Annotated in this window: 11 protein-coding genes; 9 read left to right on the forward strand and 2 right to left on the reverse strand. The window is 63.6% G+C overall.

The annotated features are described in order from the left end of the window. The first annotated feature begins 85 nt into the window (after nucleotides 1–85). On the forward strand, nucleotides 86–1039 hold the full coding sequence (locus ACWCIA_RS04990) for a LysR family transcriptional regulator (protein WP_454161488.1): 954 nt from the start codon (nucleotides 86–88) through the stop codon (nucleotides 1037–1039). A 183-nt stretch (nucleotides 1040–1222) separates the two neighbouring features. On the opposite strand, the gene ACWCIA_RS04995 is transcribed toward ACWCIA_RS04990, so the two are convergent. Next, the gene (locus tag ACWCIA_RS04995) at nucleotides 1223–1678 is read right to left on the reverse strand and encodes an Lrp/AsnC ligand binding domain-containing protein (RefSeq protein WP_056340766.1); all 456 of its coding nucleotides are present in this window, start codon (nucleotides 1676–1678) and stop codon (nucleotides 1223–1225) included. A gap of 217 nt (nucleotides 1679–1895) precedes the next feature. On the opposite strand from ACWCIA_RS04995, the gene putA reads away from it, so the two are divergent. Continuing rightward, nucleotides 1896–5555, forward strand: a complete 3660-nt coding sequence (gene putA, locus ACWCIA_RS05000) for a trifunctional transcriptional regulator/proline dehydrogenase/L-glutamate gamma-semialdehyde dehydrogenase (protein ID WP_454161489.1) — start codon at nucleotides 1896–1898, stop codon at nucleotides 5553–5555. Nucleotides 5556–5588: 33 nt separating this feature from the next. Further along, a complete protein-coding gene (ald, locus tag ACWCIA_RS05005) occupies nucleotides 5589–6704 on the forward strand; it encodes an alanine dehydrogenase (protein WP_454161490.1) in 1116 nt (371 codons plus the stop codon). On the opposite strand, the gene ACWCIA_RS05010 is transcribed toward ald, so the two are convergent. Then, nucleotides 6674–7474: a 5'-methylthioadenosine/adenosylhomocysteine nucleosidase gene (locus ACWCIA_RS05010; protein WP_454161491.1), complete on the reverse strand. Its 801-nt coding sequence runs from the start codon at nucleotides 7472–7474 to the stop codon at nucleotides 6674–6676. The genes ald and ACWCIA_RS05010 overlap by 31 nt on opposite strands. Nucleotides 7475–8380: 906 nt before the next feature. Between ACWCIA_RS05010 and ACWCIA_RS05015 the strand changes: the two genes are divergently transcribed. The 6 genes from ACWCIA_RS05015 (at nucleotide 8381) to ACWCIA_RS05040 (ending at nucleotide 14449) form a co-directional block, all read left to right on the forward strand. Next, nucleotides 8381–8506, forward strand: coding sequence for a hypothetical protein (locus ACWCIA_RS05015; RefSeq protein WP_454161492.1), 126 nt, complete (start codon nucleotides 8381–8383; stop codon nucleotides 8504–8506). Between the two features lie 369 nt (nucleotides 8507–8875). Beyond that, nucleotides 8876–9907, forward strand: coding sequence for an NAD(P)H-dependent flavin oxidoreductase (locus ACWCIA_RS05020; RefSeq protein ID WP_454161493.1), 1032 nt, complete (start codon nucleotides 8876–8878; stop codon nucleotides 9905–9907). A gap of 14 nt (nucleotides 9908–9921) precedes the next feature. Then, the gene (locus ACWCIA_RS05025; protein WP_454161494.1) at nucleotides 9922–11547 is read left to right on the forward strand and encodes a GMC family oxidoreductase; all 1626 of its coding nucleotides are present in this window, start codon (nucleotides 9922–9924) and stop codon (nucleotides 11545–11547) included. A 196-nt stretch (nucleotides 11548–11743) separates the two neighbouring features. After that, nucleotides 11744–12514: an ABC transporter ATP-binding protein gene (locus tag ACWCIA_RS05030; protein WP_454161495.1), complete on the forward strand. Its 771-nt coding sequence runs from the start codon at nucleotides 11744–11746 to the stop codon at nucleotides 12512–12514. Then, a complete protein-coding gene (locus tag ACWCIA_RS05035; RefSeq protein ID WP_454161496.1) occupies nucleotides 12511–13218 on the forward strand; it encodes an ABC transporter ATP-binding protein in 708 nt (235 codons plus the stop codon). The genes ACWCIA_RS05030 and ACWCIA_RS05035 overlap by 4 nt, the downstream gene beginning before the upstream one ends. Nucleotides 13219–13243: 25 nt before the next feature. Continuing rightward, on the forward strand, nucleotides 13244–14449 hold the full coding sequence (locus ACWCIA_RS05040; protein ID WP_454161497.1) for an ABC transporter substrate-binding protein: 1206 nt from the start codon (nucleotides 13244–13246) through the stop codon (nucleotides 14447–14449). Nucleotides 14450–14625 lie beyond the last annotated feature (176 nt).

Genomic DNA, 14625 nt, shown 5'->3' on the forward strand with positions numbered 1-14625 from the left:
CTCTTATATTGATTGTGAATGAAATCGGGTACACTTTTGAGCTAGACCAATTACGGCGCGCAAGCGCCAGCAAAGGCGATCCGCCATGAGCTTTCTGACGCTGGACCTGAACCTGCTGCGCGTGTTCGACGCAGTCATGACCGAGCAAAACCTGACGCGCGCCGCCGGCCACCTGGCGATGACCCAGCCGGCCGTCTCGAATGCGATCAAACGCCTGCGCGAGAGTCTGGGCGACGAACTGCTGATCCGCACGGCCTACGGCGTGAAACCGACGCCGCGCGCGGAAGCCCTGTGGCCGGCCGTGCGCCAGGCGCTGCAATCGCTGGAAGCGGCCGTCATGCCGGAAACCTTCGATGTCTCCAAGGCCCAGGCGACCTTCCGCATGGCTATGGCCGACGCCACCGCCGCCTACTGGCTGCCGTCCTTGATGCGCTCGATCGAAAGCGAAGCGCCGGGCGTGAACATCCGCATGGTGCCGCTCACCACGCGCGAACCGCGCCCGATGTTGTTGCGTGGCGACATCGACCTCGCGGTCGGCTTCTTCCCGGGGGTGGCGGCGCAATTGTCCTACGAGACCGGTTCGCCGATCCGCCACGAACGCCTGTACTCGGGCCAGTACGTGTGCGTGATGCGCAAGAACCACCCATTGGTCAATTCCAAGCTCGACCTGGACACCTATTGCAAGGCAAATCACTTATTGGTGAGCTTTTCCGGACGCGCGCATGGCCTGGTCGACGAGGCGCTGGCGCAGATCGGCCGCGAGCGCCGCATCCTGTTGACGGTGAACCAGTTCTTCACGGCGGGACGGGTGGTGGCCAATTCCGACCTGATCACGGTGCTGCCGAAACACCTGATGGTCTCGACCGGGATGACCGAATCGCTGGTCTGGCGCGAACTGCCGTTTACCCTGCCGGCCGTGCACCTGGACATGCTCTGGCACGAACGCGACGGCCGCAGCCCCGCCCACCGCTGGCTACGGAGCAACCTGGAGGCGACGGCGGCGTCGGCGCAGCCGAAGTCGGAGCGGCAAGCGGCGTAAAAAGGGACCTGATCCGGGAAACGCAAACGTAGGGACGTAGGGTGGACGGGTTCCCCGTCCACGCGTTCAACCGCGGCGTCCCCAATCGCGTCGCTGTTTATCCGCTTTCGTTGAACGCGTGGACGGGAGACCCGTCCACCCTACGTCCTCTGCTCATTGATCGACAGGTGTCGCGCCGTCACATCACCGAATCGGCAACTTCGTCGTATTCTTGACCTCTTCCATCACCGCATAGGTGTGCGTTTCGCGCACGCCCTTTTGCAGCAAGGTTTTACCGAGGAATTCGCGGTAAGCCGCCATGTCCTTGACACGCGCCTTGACGAGGTAGTCGAAGCCGCCGGCCACCATGTGGCATTCCAGCACTTCCGGAATCAGCTGCACGCTCTGTTTGAAGGCGTCGAACACTTCCGGCGTCGTGCGGTCGAGCACGACTTCGATGAACACCAGCAGCGACACGTCGAGCAGCTGGGGGTTCAACTGGGCGGTATAGCCCATGATGTAGCCGGACTCGTGCAGCTTGCGCACGCGTTCGAGACAGGCTGCCGGTGACAGGTTGACTCGGGTTGCCAGCTCGACGTTACTGATGCGTCCATCGTTTTGCAACTCGGCCAAAATCTTCTTGGAAATCTTGTCCAGCATGCCGTCTCCAACGTGAATAAATATTATTTGGTCGAATTCTCGCACCAAAAACTATCTATTGCTAGTGCCCCGTAAAAACAGAATTAATCCAGAAGATTTCCTTCTACAATCAAACGATTGAAGCACGTATCAAAACGCGCGCCGGCTGCCCCGCAGCCCGGCGCGTTTTGCTGTGTGCCCCCGACTTGTTCTTAGCCCTGACTTCATAAAGACCGCCATGCAGATCGCCGCCTCTCCGGCCACCACCTTCGTTCCCTTCGACGCCCTCCAGTCGGAACTCAAGCACGAGCAGACGCCCTTGCGCGCCGCCATCACCGCGGCCTACCGCCGCGACGAAACCCAGGCCGTGCAATGGCTGCTGGACCAGGGCGCGCGCCCGAGCGCGGAGGCGAAACCGCTGGCGCACCGGCTGGTCTCGAGCGTGCGCGCAAAACGCACCCGCGCCTCGGGCGTCGATGCGCTGATGCACGAGTTCTCGCTGTCGTCGGAAGAAGGCGTGGCCCTGATGTGCCTGGCCGAAGCGCTGCTGCGCATTCCCGACAGCGCCACTGCCGACCGCCTGATTGCCGACAAAATCAGCAAGGGCGATTGGCGCAGCCACCTGGGCGAGTCGCCCTCCCTGTTCGTGAACGCCGCCACCTGGGGTTTATTGATCACCGGTAAGCTGGTGTCGAGCAACAGCGAAAGCGGCCTCGGCTCGGCCATGACGCGCCTGATCGCCAAGGGCGGCGAGCCGCTGATCCGCAAGGGCGTCGACCTTGCCATGCGCATGCTCGGCAACCAGTTCGTGACCGGCCAGACCATCGAGGAAGCGCTGAAAAACAGCCAGGCCAACGAGACCCGCGGCTACCAGTATTCCTACGACATGCTGGGCGAAGCGGCGCTGACCGAGCTGGATGCGAAAAATTACTATGCCTCCTATGAGGCGGCGATCCACGCGATCGGCAAGGCCTCGAATGGCCGCGGCATCAAGAACGGTCCCGGCATTTCCATCAAGCTGTCGGCCCTGCACCCGCGCTACAGCCGTGCCCAGTACGCGCGCGTGATGAACGAACTGCTGCCGCGCGTGCGCAGCCTGGTGTTGCTGGCCAAGGGCTATAACATCGGCATCAATATCGACGCCGAGGAAGCGGACCGCCTGGAAATCTCGCTCGACATGCTCGAAGCCCTGGCTTTCGATCCGGAACTGTCCGGCTTCGAGGGCATCGGCCTGGTGGTACAGGCTTATCAAAAGCGCTGCCCCTTCGTGATCGACTATGTGGTCGACCTGGCCACGCGCAGCGGCCAGAAGTTCATGGTGCGATTAGTAAAAGGGGCGTATTGGGACGCCGAGATCAAGCGCGCGCAGGTGGACGGCATGCCGGGCTACCCGGTCTATACGCGCAAGGTGTACACGGACGTGTCCTACCTCACCTGTGCGCAAAAGCTGCTGGGGGCGACGGACCGCATCTACGCCCAGTTCGCCACCCACAATGCGCACACCTTATCGGTGATCTATACCTGGGCCAAGGAAAAGGGCGTCGAGAACTATGAATTCCAGTGCCTGCACGGCATGGGAGAAACGCTGTACGACCAGGTCGTCGGCGCCAATAACCTGAACAAGCCTTGCCGCATCTATGCGCCGGTCGGTTCCCACGAAACCCTGCTGGCCTACCTCGTGCGTCGCCTGCTGGAAAACGGCGCGAATTCTTCCTTCGTGAACCAGATCGTCGACGAAAAGATCGCCATCGACACCCTGCTGAACGACCCGTTCGAGGTGGCGCGTGCCAGCGGCGGCCTGCCGCACACGGGCATTGCCCTGCCGCGCGCCATGTTCGGCACCGAGCGCAAGAACTCGAGCGGCATCGACCTGACGAATGAGGACGCGCTGCGCGAACTGGGCGCCGAACTGTCGCGCCAGCGGACTTATCACGCGCTGCCGTTGCTCGCCGGTGAAGTCCAGGGCGCCGACACGCTGTCGGTCGTCAATCCGGCCCAGCATGCCGACATCGTTGGCAGCGTGCGTGAAGCCTCCAAAACGGATGTCGAGACCGCGCTGCAGGCGGCCAATGCCTTTGCCGGCCAGTGGCAAGCCAGCGCCAACGCGGAACGCGCCGCCATGCTCGATCGCACCGCTGATTTATTCGAAGACAACTGCGCCGAACTGATGGCCCTGGCCGTGCGCGAGGCGGGCAAATCGCTGCCGAACGCGATCGCGGAAATTCGTGAAGCGGTCGACTTCCTGCGCTACTACGCCGCCCAGGTCAAGGATGCACCGCAAGCCGAAGCGCTGGGACCGGTGACGTGCATCAGCCCATGGAACTTCCCGCTCGCCATCTTTACTGGCCAGGTCGCCGCGGCCCTGGCCGCCGGCAACGTCGTGCTGGCCAAGCCGGCCGAGCAGACGCCGCTGATCGCGCACCGCGCCGTGCAGTTGTTCACTGAGGCCGGCATCCCGGCCGCCGCCCTGCAATTGCTGCCGGGCCGTGGCGAAGTGGTCGGCGCGGCATTGACTTCCGACACGCGTGTCAAGGGCGTGATTTTCACGGGGTCGACCGAAGTGGCGCAACTGATCAACCGTACGCTGGCGAAACGTGCGGAAGCCGAGGGCATCGACATTCCACTGGTGGCGGAAACCGGTGGCCAGAACGCGCTGATCGTGGACTCGTCGGCCCTGCCGGAACAGGTCGTGCAGGACGTGCTGAGCTCGGCGTTCGACAGCGCCGGCCAGCGCTGCTCGGCGCTGCGCGTGCTGTTCCTGCAACAGGATATCGCCGACAAGACGATCCGCATGCTGAAAGGGGCGCTGCAGGAATTGCGCGTCGGCAGCCCGGACCGCCTGGCCACCGACATCGGCCCGGTGATCGACGCCGAAGCCCAGCGCAACCTGCTCGGCCACATCGAGCGCATGAAGGCGACTGCGAAACAGCATTTCGCGCTCGAGCTCCCAAGCAGCGTGACGTCGCAGGGCACGTTTGTCCCGCCGACCGTGCTGGAAATCGCTTCCCTGGACGAACTGAAACAGGAAGTCTTCGGTCCGGTGCTGCACATCGTGCGCTATCGCCGCGCCGACCTCGGCAAGGTCGTCGCCGCGATCAACGCCACCGGCTTCGGCCTGACCCTGGGCGTGCATTCGCGCATCGATGAAACCATCGATTTCATCACCAGCCGCGCGCACGTCGGCAACATCTATGTGAACCGCAACATCGTCGGCGCGGTCGTCGGCGTGCAGCCTTTCGGTGGCGAGGGCAAATCCGGCACCGGCCCGAAAGCGGGCGGTCCGCTCTACATCAAGCGCCTGCAGAAGAACGCCGGCCCGCTGCCCGGCCCGCTGCTCAGCCATGGTCGCAAGCCGTATGCGGCGCTGGACGAATTGATGGTCTGGGCACGCACCCACGGCCATGAGGACCTGGTGACCCTGGGCGAATCCTATGCCCGCACCCAGCTGAACGGCATGTGCCTCGCCTTGCCGGGCCCGACCGGCGAGCGCAACCAGCTGTCGTTCACCCCGCGCGGCGTGCTGCTGTGCGTGGCGAACTCGACGAAGGCGATGCTGAACCAGCTGGCGGCGGCGATGGCGACCGGCAACCGCGCCCTGGTGCTGGCCAGCGCCCAGCTGCAGGTGCCGGACGACCTGCCGCCGGAACTCAAGGACCGCATCCGCTTTGTCGGAGAAAAGGAAGTGGCGCAGTGCGATTTCCAGGTTGCGCTGGTCGAGACCGGTTTGAAAGGCGAGCTGCGTTCGCAACTGGCCGCGCGCCCGGGCGCAATCGTCAGCATCGTCGATACCGACAGCACGGCGCCGGTGCCCCTGTGGCGCCTGGTGGCCGAGCGCGCCCTGTGCGTCAACACGACCGCCGCTGGCGGCAACGCAAGCTTAATGACGCTGGGACTGTAATGATGTAGCTGCTTTTTCACTTTGGAGGAAGACATGTTAGTTGGCGTTCCAAAAGAAATCAAAAACCATGAGTACCGGGTCGGCCTGACTCCGCCTTCCGTGCACGAGCTGGTCGCACGGGGGCATCAAGTGATTGTCCAGAAGAACGCCGGCACCGAGATCGGCCTGCTGGATGAGCAATATCTGGCGGCGGGCGCCACGATCGTCGACACGGCGCAAGAGATCTTTGCCCGTGCCGACATGATCGTCAAAGTCAAGGAGCCGCAGCCGGGCGAATGCGCGATGCTGCGCGAGGGGCAGCTCCTCTACACCTACCTGCACCTGGCGCCGGATCCGGAACAGACCGCGGCGCTCGTCAAATCGGGCGCGGTCTGCATCGCCTACGAAACCATCACCGGCCAGGGCGGCGGCCTGCCGCTGCTGGCGCCGATGAGCGAAGTGGCGGGGCGCATGGCGATCCAGGCCGGCGCCGCCCACCTCGAGAAGTCGAAGGGCGGCATGGGCCTGCTGCTGGGCGGCGTGCCGGGCGTGGCGCCTGGCCACGTGGTCATCATCGGCGCCGGCGTGGTCGGCACCAATGCGCTGCAGATGGCGGTCGGCACCGGCGCCCGCGTGACCGTGCTCGACAAAAACATCGACCGTCTGCGCCAGCTCGACCTGATCTACGGCAACCGGATTGCGACCGTGTATTCGACGTCGCACGCGATCGAGGAAGCGGTGGTATCGAGCGACCTCGTCATCGGCGGCGTGCTGGTGCCGGGCGCGGCGGCGCCGAAACTGGTGACGCGCGCCATGATCGGGCGCATGAAGAAGGGCGCGGTCGTGGTCGACGTGGCGATCGACCAGGGCGGCTGCTTCGAGACCTCGCACGCGACGACCCACGCCGACCCGACTTTCGTGGTCGATGGCGTCGTGCATTACTGCGTGGCGAACATGCCGGGCGCGGTAGCGCGCACCTCGACTTTCGCGCTGAACAACGCGACCATCGGCCATGCCGTGGCACTGGCAAGTAAAGGCTGGCGCCGCGCCCTGCTGGACGACGCCCACCTGCGCCAGGGTTTGAATGTCGCGCTGGGCAAAGTAACCTATCAGGCCGTGGCGGACACGCTCGGCTACGGCTACGTGCCGGCCGATTCGCTGCTGGCCTGAACCGGCATCGCCGGTGCCTGCGCCTGCAGGCAGAACTGCCTGACGATGCAATAAGCGTAGCGCGCGGCCACCGACTTCACGAAACGCATGAAGTCGGTGGCCGCGTGTTCATTCGCGTTGTCCGAAATCGTCCGGATCACACCGCAGGGCACGTCCAGCTCGAAACACACCTGGGCCACCGCCGCCCCCTCCATTTCGACCGCCACCAGCCCGGGAAGGGCATCGTTGAGCCGGTTGATGTGTTCCCCATCGTTGACGAACTGGTCGCCGCTGGCCACCAGGCCGCGGTGGATGCGCGGCTGCACGAGGCCGAACACCGTTTTTTCGTCCGCATCGATCGCGTCCTTGAAATCATCGTCGAGGAAGGCGTGTGCCGCGTCAACCAGGCGCGCACCCAGCTGGCGGTCCGCCGGGAAATGGGACAGTCCCGTCAACGGCACCTCGAAGCGGGGAAACAAGGGACTGGCATCCATGTCGTGCTGGACCAGCGATTCGGCCACCACGATGTCGCCGACGCGCACCGTTTTATCGCCTGCACCAGCCACACCCGTAAACAGGATGTGCGTAACTCCGAACTTTTCCACAAGCGTGGTAGCCGTCATCGCCGCTGCAACCTTGCCTATACGCGATAAAACGCACACAGCGTCGATTTCCCACAGCTGTCCGACCCAGTACTCGCGTTGACCATGGATGAGCTTGTAGGGGCTCTGCATGGCTTCCACGAGCCCCTGCTGTTCTTCGTACAGCGCGCTGATGATCCCGAGACGCATGTTTTGATGTTTTTTTGTTGGTTGAGGGCGAAAAACAGGGTGTCGACAGGGCTGGTTTGGCCTGGCGAACGCGGGTTGTCCCGCTTTTCCCTGCTTTCAGATGTTTACAGTAATAAATGTATATATAAAACTGGTAGTGATAGTAAACGATGTGTTCGCTGTGGATAAGAACGGTTTACTCCACAAGATCAGCAGTTTACGGCCGTCCCAAGTTGCGGGACAAGGATTGTATCGGTGCTGCACGGATGTTGGAGAAAAAACTGCTTGTCTTCAGTAAACGTGTTTTTGCACATCGGGTCCTGTGGATATGCAGCGGGTTTTCCACAGCGGAGGTCGCGTTTGCGGCGATTTTTCGGGTGAAAGCACAGTTTGCCGCTGTGCTGATGGCGTAGACGCGTGGAGCCATTGAAGCCGGGGGCTTCAGTGGCAAAGTCCACCCTACGTCACAAATGTCCACCAATCGGCGATCAGATTGAAATGTAGGGTGGACTCCTGAGTCCACGCGTTGACCCGCTTGCTCAGCCAGGACATGTCGGCTCCGCCTCGCGAACAACATGAACGATCACGAACACCACCACGGCCACCAGCCTCCGCCTCTTCTATTTCCTGCCAAACCATCCAACCGCAAATCAAGGCGACAGTCTTCAGCACTGCGAACCTGCCCAGGCCGGTTTTCGACCTCCCCCTTCCTCCATCTATTTAATAACAAGAGAGATATATAAAACTGGTAGTAGTAGTAAACCCCCGTGCCAACTGTGGACAAGCCCCATTTTCTCCACAGCGTCAAGCGTTTACGTGAGGGCGGATGTGCTGAACAAGCCCTGTATCCGGCTTGCACGGAATGCGTACAGATTCGGCGAGGCCGGCAGCAAGGGGCGTTCTGCACATTCGTTCCTGTGGATATACATGACTTTGTCCACACCCGGCCTCCAGCAGGCGCCGTCGTCGGCCTGCCTGGCGCAGGGCGACAGCCCGGATTGCCGGCAAGGCAGCGACCGGGTGGTCAGCGGATGCGTGATCGCGACAAGTTGACGCGTCAGCCCAACGTTCGAGGGCGGACACAAAAAAAAATTTTCGAAGCGCTTCGCGCGCAGGTATCCCAGGTTTACAACCAAAATAGGTATATAAGAATAGTAGTAGTGTTAACAACTGGCATTTTCTGTGGATAAGCCTGTTAACGGACGAGAAATCAGCGGTTTACGCGCGGTATAAGCCGGTGGCTTGCCGCTGTATCGTTCAGTTAACGAATCTGGACAAGATTTCGCGCCAGGGAAAAAGCGTCGCTTCTGCACAAACGGTTCCTGTGGATATCAAGAACCTTATCCACAGAGGGCCCTCTGGCGTTAGGTTTACGATCTGTTAAGCTTGCCTTCATGAATTAAAACCGCAGCGGAGGAAGACATGGAATTCGCATCCTTGTTCGACGTGCCGGTCATCCAGGGACCGATGGCCGGGGGCGCTTGCACGCCCGAGCTGGTCGCGGCCGTGTCGAATGCCGGGGGGCTGGGTGCGCTGCCCGGTTCGCTGCTCGCGCCCCAGGTGATCGAAGAACAGGTCGAGCGCATCCGCACGCTCACCAGCCGCCCGTTCCTGCTGAATTTTTTCGTCCAGCGCACGCCGGCGCCAAGCGTCGACGAAGTGCGCCAGGGCGCCGAACTGCTGCGGCCGGTCTGGGAAAGCCTGGGCTGGAGCGCACTGCCGCAGCCGGGTAAATGGTGCGAGGATTTCGCGGCCCAGCTGGACACCGCCATCCGGCTGCGCCCGGCCGCCGTCAGTTTTACCTTCGGCATCCTGGAAGCGGAACAAGTCGAGCGCCTGCACGCGGCCGGGATCCTGGTCATCGGCACCGTCACCACGGTCGAGGAAGCGCTGGCCTGGCAGGCGATCGGGGCCGACGCGGTGGTCGCTTCCGGCGTCGAGGCGGGCGGGCATCGCGGCACGTTTATTGGCCGCCAGGAAGAGGCGACCATGCCGGCGCAGGCACTCTGGCCGGCCGTGGTCGCGGCCGTGCGGATTCCGGTCATCGCGGCCGGCGGCATCATGGATGGCGCCGACATCCGGCGGGCGCTGGCGCTGGGGGTGCAAGCCGTGCAGATGGGCACCGCCTTCCTGGTGACGGACGAATCGGGCATCCATCCGGCGTATAAACAGCGGCTGATCGAGGGCAGCGGCAGTACGAAATTGACGCGCAGTTTTTCGGGCCGCTACGCACGCGGCATCGAAAACCGCTTCATGCGCGAAATGGCGGCTGTGGAAAGCCGGGTGCCGCCGTATCCGGTGCAGAACGCCCTGACGGGCAGCATCCGCGCCGAAGCGGCCAAGCGCGGCGATACGGAATACATGTCCATGTGGGCCGGCACCGGATTTGCCCGGGCACGGCCGATGCCGGCAGGGCGCCTGGTGGCGCTGCTTGCTCAAGAATTGAAGTCCTGACAGGAGACGCCCGCGTGGAATCGGCCGGAGAATACGACTACATCATCGTGGGAGCCGGCACCTCGGGCTGCGTCCTCGCCAACCGCCTGACGCGCGACCCGAAGGTCAACGTGCTCCTGATCGAGGCCGGCGCGCGCGACGATTACCTGTGGATCCACATCCCGGTCGGCTACCTGCACTGCATCGGCAATCCGCGCACCGACTGGCTGTTCAACACCGAGCCCGACCCGGGCCTGGGCGGCCGCGCCCTGATCTATCCGCGCGGTAAAGTGCTGGGCGGCAGTTCCTCGATCAACGGCATGATCTACATGCGCGGCCAGCAGGGAGACTATGCGCGCTGGGCCGAAGCCTGCGGCGACGACAGCTGGCGCTGGGAGCAGGTGCTGCCTCTGTTCAAGCGCAGCGAAGACCATTACCGGGGCGCCAGCGAGCACCACGGGGCAGGGGGCGAGTGGCGCGTCGAACAGCAGAGGCTGTCGTGGAAAATCCTGGACGCGTTCCGCGACGCGGCCGAGCAGGCCGGCATCCATAAAGTCGAGGATTTCAATACGGGCGACAACGCCGGCTCCTCGTATTTCGAGGTCAACCAGCGGCGCGGCATCCGCCTGAACACGGCCAAAGCCTTCCTGAAACCGGCGGCGCAGCGCCCCAATCTCACCATCATGACGGGCTGCCATGTCGAGCGCCTGCTGATCGAGGAAGCGGATGGCGGCCCGGTCTGCCGCGGCGTGCAGTTTACGGGCGGCGGGCGCGCCTTTACCGGCATCGCGCACCGCGAAACCCTGCTCGCGGCCGGCGCGATCGGCTCGCCCCATCTGCTGCAATTGTCGGGCATCGGCCCGGCCGAACACCTGCAGCGCCACGGCATCCGGCCCATCGTGGAAGCGCCCGGCGTCGGCGAGAACCTGCAAGACCACCTGCAGCTGCGCATGGTCTATAAAGTGACGGGCGTGAAAACCCTGAACACCAGCGCGAATCACTGGTTCGGCAAGATGATGATCGGCCTCGAGTATGCCTTGCGGCGCAGCGGGCCGATGTCGATGGCGCCTTCCCAGCTGGGCGCTTTTGCGCGCTCCGATCCGGGGCAGGCCACGCCCAACCTGCAATACCACGTGCAGCCGCTGTCGCTGGAAAAATTCGGCGATCCGCTGCACGGTTTCCCGGCCTTCACGGCCAGCGTCTGCAACCTGCGCCCGACGTCGCGCGGGCATGTGCGGCTGGGTGCGAACGACAGTTACGCCCCGCCGAAAATTACGCCGAACTACCTCAGCACGGATGAGGACCGGCGCACCGCGGCGGCGGCACTGGCGCTCACCCGGCGCATCGTCGCGGCTCCCGCCCTGGCCAAATACCAGCCGCAGGAATTCAAGCCGGGCCCGCTCTACCAGACCGAGGAGGAGCTGGCGCAGGCGGCCGGCCTGATCGGCACCACGATTTTCCACCCGGTCGGCACCTGCAAGATGGGCAAGCCGGACGACCCCATGGCCGTGGTCGACAGCGCTCTGCGGGTGCGGGGCGTGGCGCGCCTGCGCGTAGTCGATGCCTCGATCATGCCCTTCATTACCTCCGGCAATACGAATGCGCCGACGCTGATGATTGCGGAAAAGGCGGCCGAGCTGATCGCCGCAGCGCATCGGTAGACCCGCGCTGAGCCGTTTTCTTTCCTGTTCAAATTTGCACAATCGGTGGGCGCGGGCATCTGGCGTGTGCGGCCGCGCACAACGGCTGTGTTGTATTGTGGGCACAGGCCGAACTGTGTAATATTTGCCAAGCAGTCACGTAATACCGATGCAGCAGTCGCAGTAGCAATACGCAACTTACGCAACTGGAGAGACGATGGCGGATGTGATTCTTGAAACGAAGCGCCTGACCAGGGAGTTCAAGGGTTTTACTGCCGTCAATAACGTCGACCTGCGCGTGCAGCGCGGCCACATCCACGCCCTGATCGGCCCCAACGGCGCCGGCAAGACCACCTGTTTCAATCTCCTCACCAAATTCCTGGTGCCCAGTTCCGGGCAGATCCTGTTCAACGGCCGCGACATCACGCGCGCGCGCCCGGCGCAGATCGCGCGCATGGGCATCATTCGCTCCTTCCAGATTTCAGCCGTCTTCCCCCACCTGACGGTGCTGCAGAACGTGCGCATCGGCCTGCAGCGCCAGCTCGGAACGAGTTACCACTTCTGGCGCAGCGAGCACTCCCTCCATCAACTCGACGAACGGGCCATGGCGCTGCTGGACGAAGTCGACTTGGCCGGCTTTGCCGACACCGTCACCGCCGATTTGCCGTACGGGCGCAAGCGCGCGCTCGAGATCGCCACTACGCTGGCGATGGAGCCGGAACTGATGCTGCTCGACGAGCCGACCCAGGGCATGGGCCATGAAGACGTGGGGCGGGTGACGGCCTTGATCAAAAAAGTGTCGGCGGGGCGCACCATCCTGATGGTCGAGCACAACATGAGCGTCGTGTCCGGCATCTGCGACCGCATCTCCGTGCTCCAGCGCGGCGCGCTGCTGGCCGAGGGAACGTACGCCGAGGTATCGGGCAATCCGCAGGTGATCGAAGCCTACATGGGCAGCGCCGACGCCGCCACGGGAGCGCACGGATGACCCCGGCGCTCGAACTCAAGAACGTACAGGCCTGGTACGGCGAATCGCACATCCTGCACGGCATCGATTTGACCGTGGCGCCGGGTGAAGTCGTCACCCTGCTGGGGCGCAACGGCGCCGGGCGCACCACGCTGCTGCGCGCCATCATGGGCCTGACCAGCCGCCGCAGCGGTTCCATTCGCCTCCATGGCGCCGAGTCGGTCAAGCTGCCGACCCACCGCATCGCCCACCTCGGCGTCGGCTATTGCCCGGAAGAGCGGGGCATCTTTGCCTCCTTGTCCGCCGAGGAAAACCTGCTGCTGCCGCCGCGCCTGGCGGATGCGGGCGCGGCCATGTCGCTCGACGAGATCTACGCCATGTTCCCGAATCTGCACGAGCGCCGCCACAGCCAGGGCACGCGCCTGTCCGGCGGCGAACAGCAGATGCTGGCGGTGGCGCGCATCCTGCGCACCGGCGCGCGCCTGCTGCTGCTCGACGAGATTTCCGAAGGCCTGGCGCCGGTCATCGTGCAAAGCCTGGCGCGCATGATCACCACGCTCAAGGCCAAGGGCTACACGATCCTGATGGTCGAGCAGAATTTCCGCTTCGCCGCGCCGCTGGCCGACCGCTTCCACGTCGTCGAGCATGGCGCGATCGTCGACACGGTGCAAGCGCACGAACTGAACGCCCGGATGCCGGTGCTGACCGAACTGCTCGGCGTCTGACAACCTTCACAACAACGGAGACACGATGAAACGCACAGCCCTCGCCCTCGCCACCAGCGCCCTGTTTGCCGGTTTGTCCCTGCCGGCGCAGGCGCAAATCAGCGGCGACACCATCAAGATCGGCATGATCACCGACATGTCCGGCGTGTATTCGGACATCGACGGTGCCGGCGGCGCGGAAGCCGTGCGCATGGCGATCGCCGACCTCGGCGGCGCAGTCAACGGCAAGAAAATCCAGTTCATGGTGGCCGACCACCAGAACAAGCCGGATATCGCCGCCTCCAAGGCGCGCGAATGGTTCGACCAGGGCGGCGTCGATATGCTGATCGGCGGCACCCACTCGGGCGCCAGCCTGGCCATGGCCAAGGTCGCGGCGGAAAAGAAAAAGGTGTTCATCGCGATCGGCGCCGGCTCGGCCCAGCTGACCAACGAACAGTGCTCGCCCTACACCGTGCACTACGCCTACGACACGGTGGCGCTGGCCCGCGGCACGGGCTCGGCCGTCATCAAGCAGGGCGGGAAAAGCTGGTATTTCCTGACCGCCGACTACGCCTTCGGCCAGTCGCTGGAAAAGGACACGACCGATGTCGTGAAAAAGAACGGCGGCACTGTGCTGGGCAGCGTGCGCCATCCCTTGTCCGCTTCCGATTTCTCGTCCTTCCTGCTGCAGGCGCAGTCCTCGAAAGCGCAGGTGCTGGGGCTGGCGAACGCGGGCGGCGACACCATCAACGCGATCAAGGCCGCGCGCGAGTTCGGCCTGACGAAGAAGATGAAGATCGCGGGCCTGCTCGTGTTCATCAACGACGTCCACACGCTGGGCCTGAACACGACCCAGGGCATGTACCTGACCGACGGCTGGTACTGGGACATGAACGCCGACACCCGCGCCTGGTCGAAGCGTTACTTTGCCAAGATGAAGAAGCAGCCTTCGATGCTGCAGGCGGCCGATTACTCGGCGGCGACGAACTACCTGAACGCGGTCAAGGCGCTCGGCACCGACGACCCGACCAAGGTCATGGCCCACCTGAAGGCGAACAAAATCAACGACATGTTCGCCAAGAACGGCGAGATCCGCGGCGACGGGCGCATGGTGTACGACATGTACCTGATGCAAGTGAAAACGCCGGCGGAATCGAAGTATCCGTGGGATTACTACAAGACGGTGGCGACCATTCCAGGGGCGCAGGCGTATACGACCAAGGCGGAGACGAAGTGCGTGGCGTGGAAGTGATGGGTTGTTGATCAGGGCAGGGCGCAGGACCGCAAGCGTGGTTTGAACGCGTGAGCGGCAGAGCCGCCCACCCTACGTGTCAGCGTTCCGGTAGGGTGGACGGGTTCCCCGTCCACGCGTTCAACGCACTTTCGAATCTTGACATGCTTGCCGTAACTGATCCTTCGCCGGATTAA

The organism is Massilia sp. SYSU DXS3249, assembly GCF_053668055.1.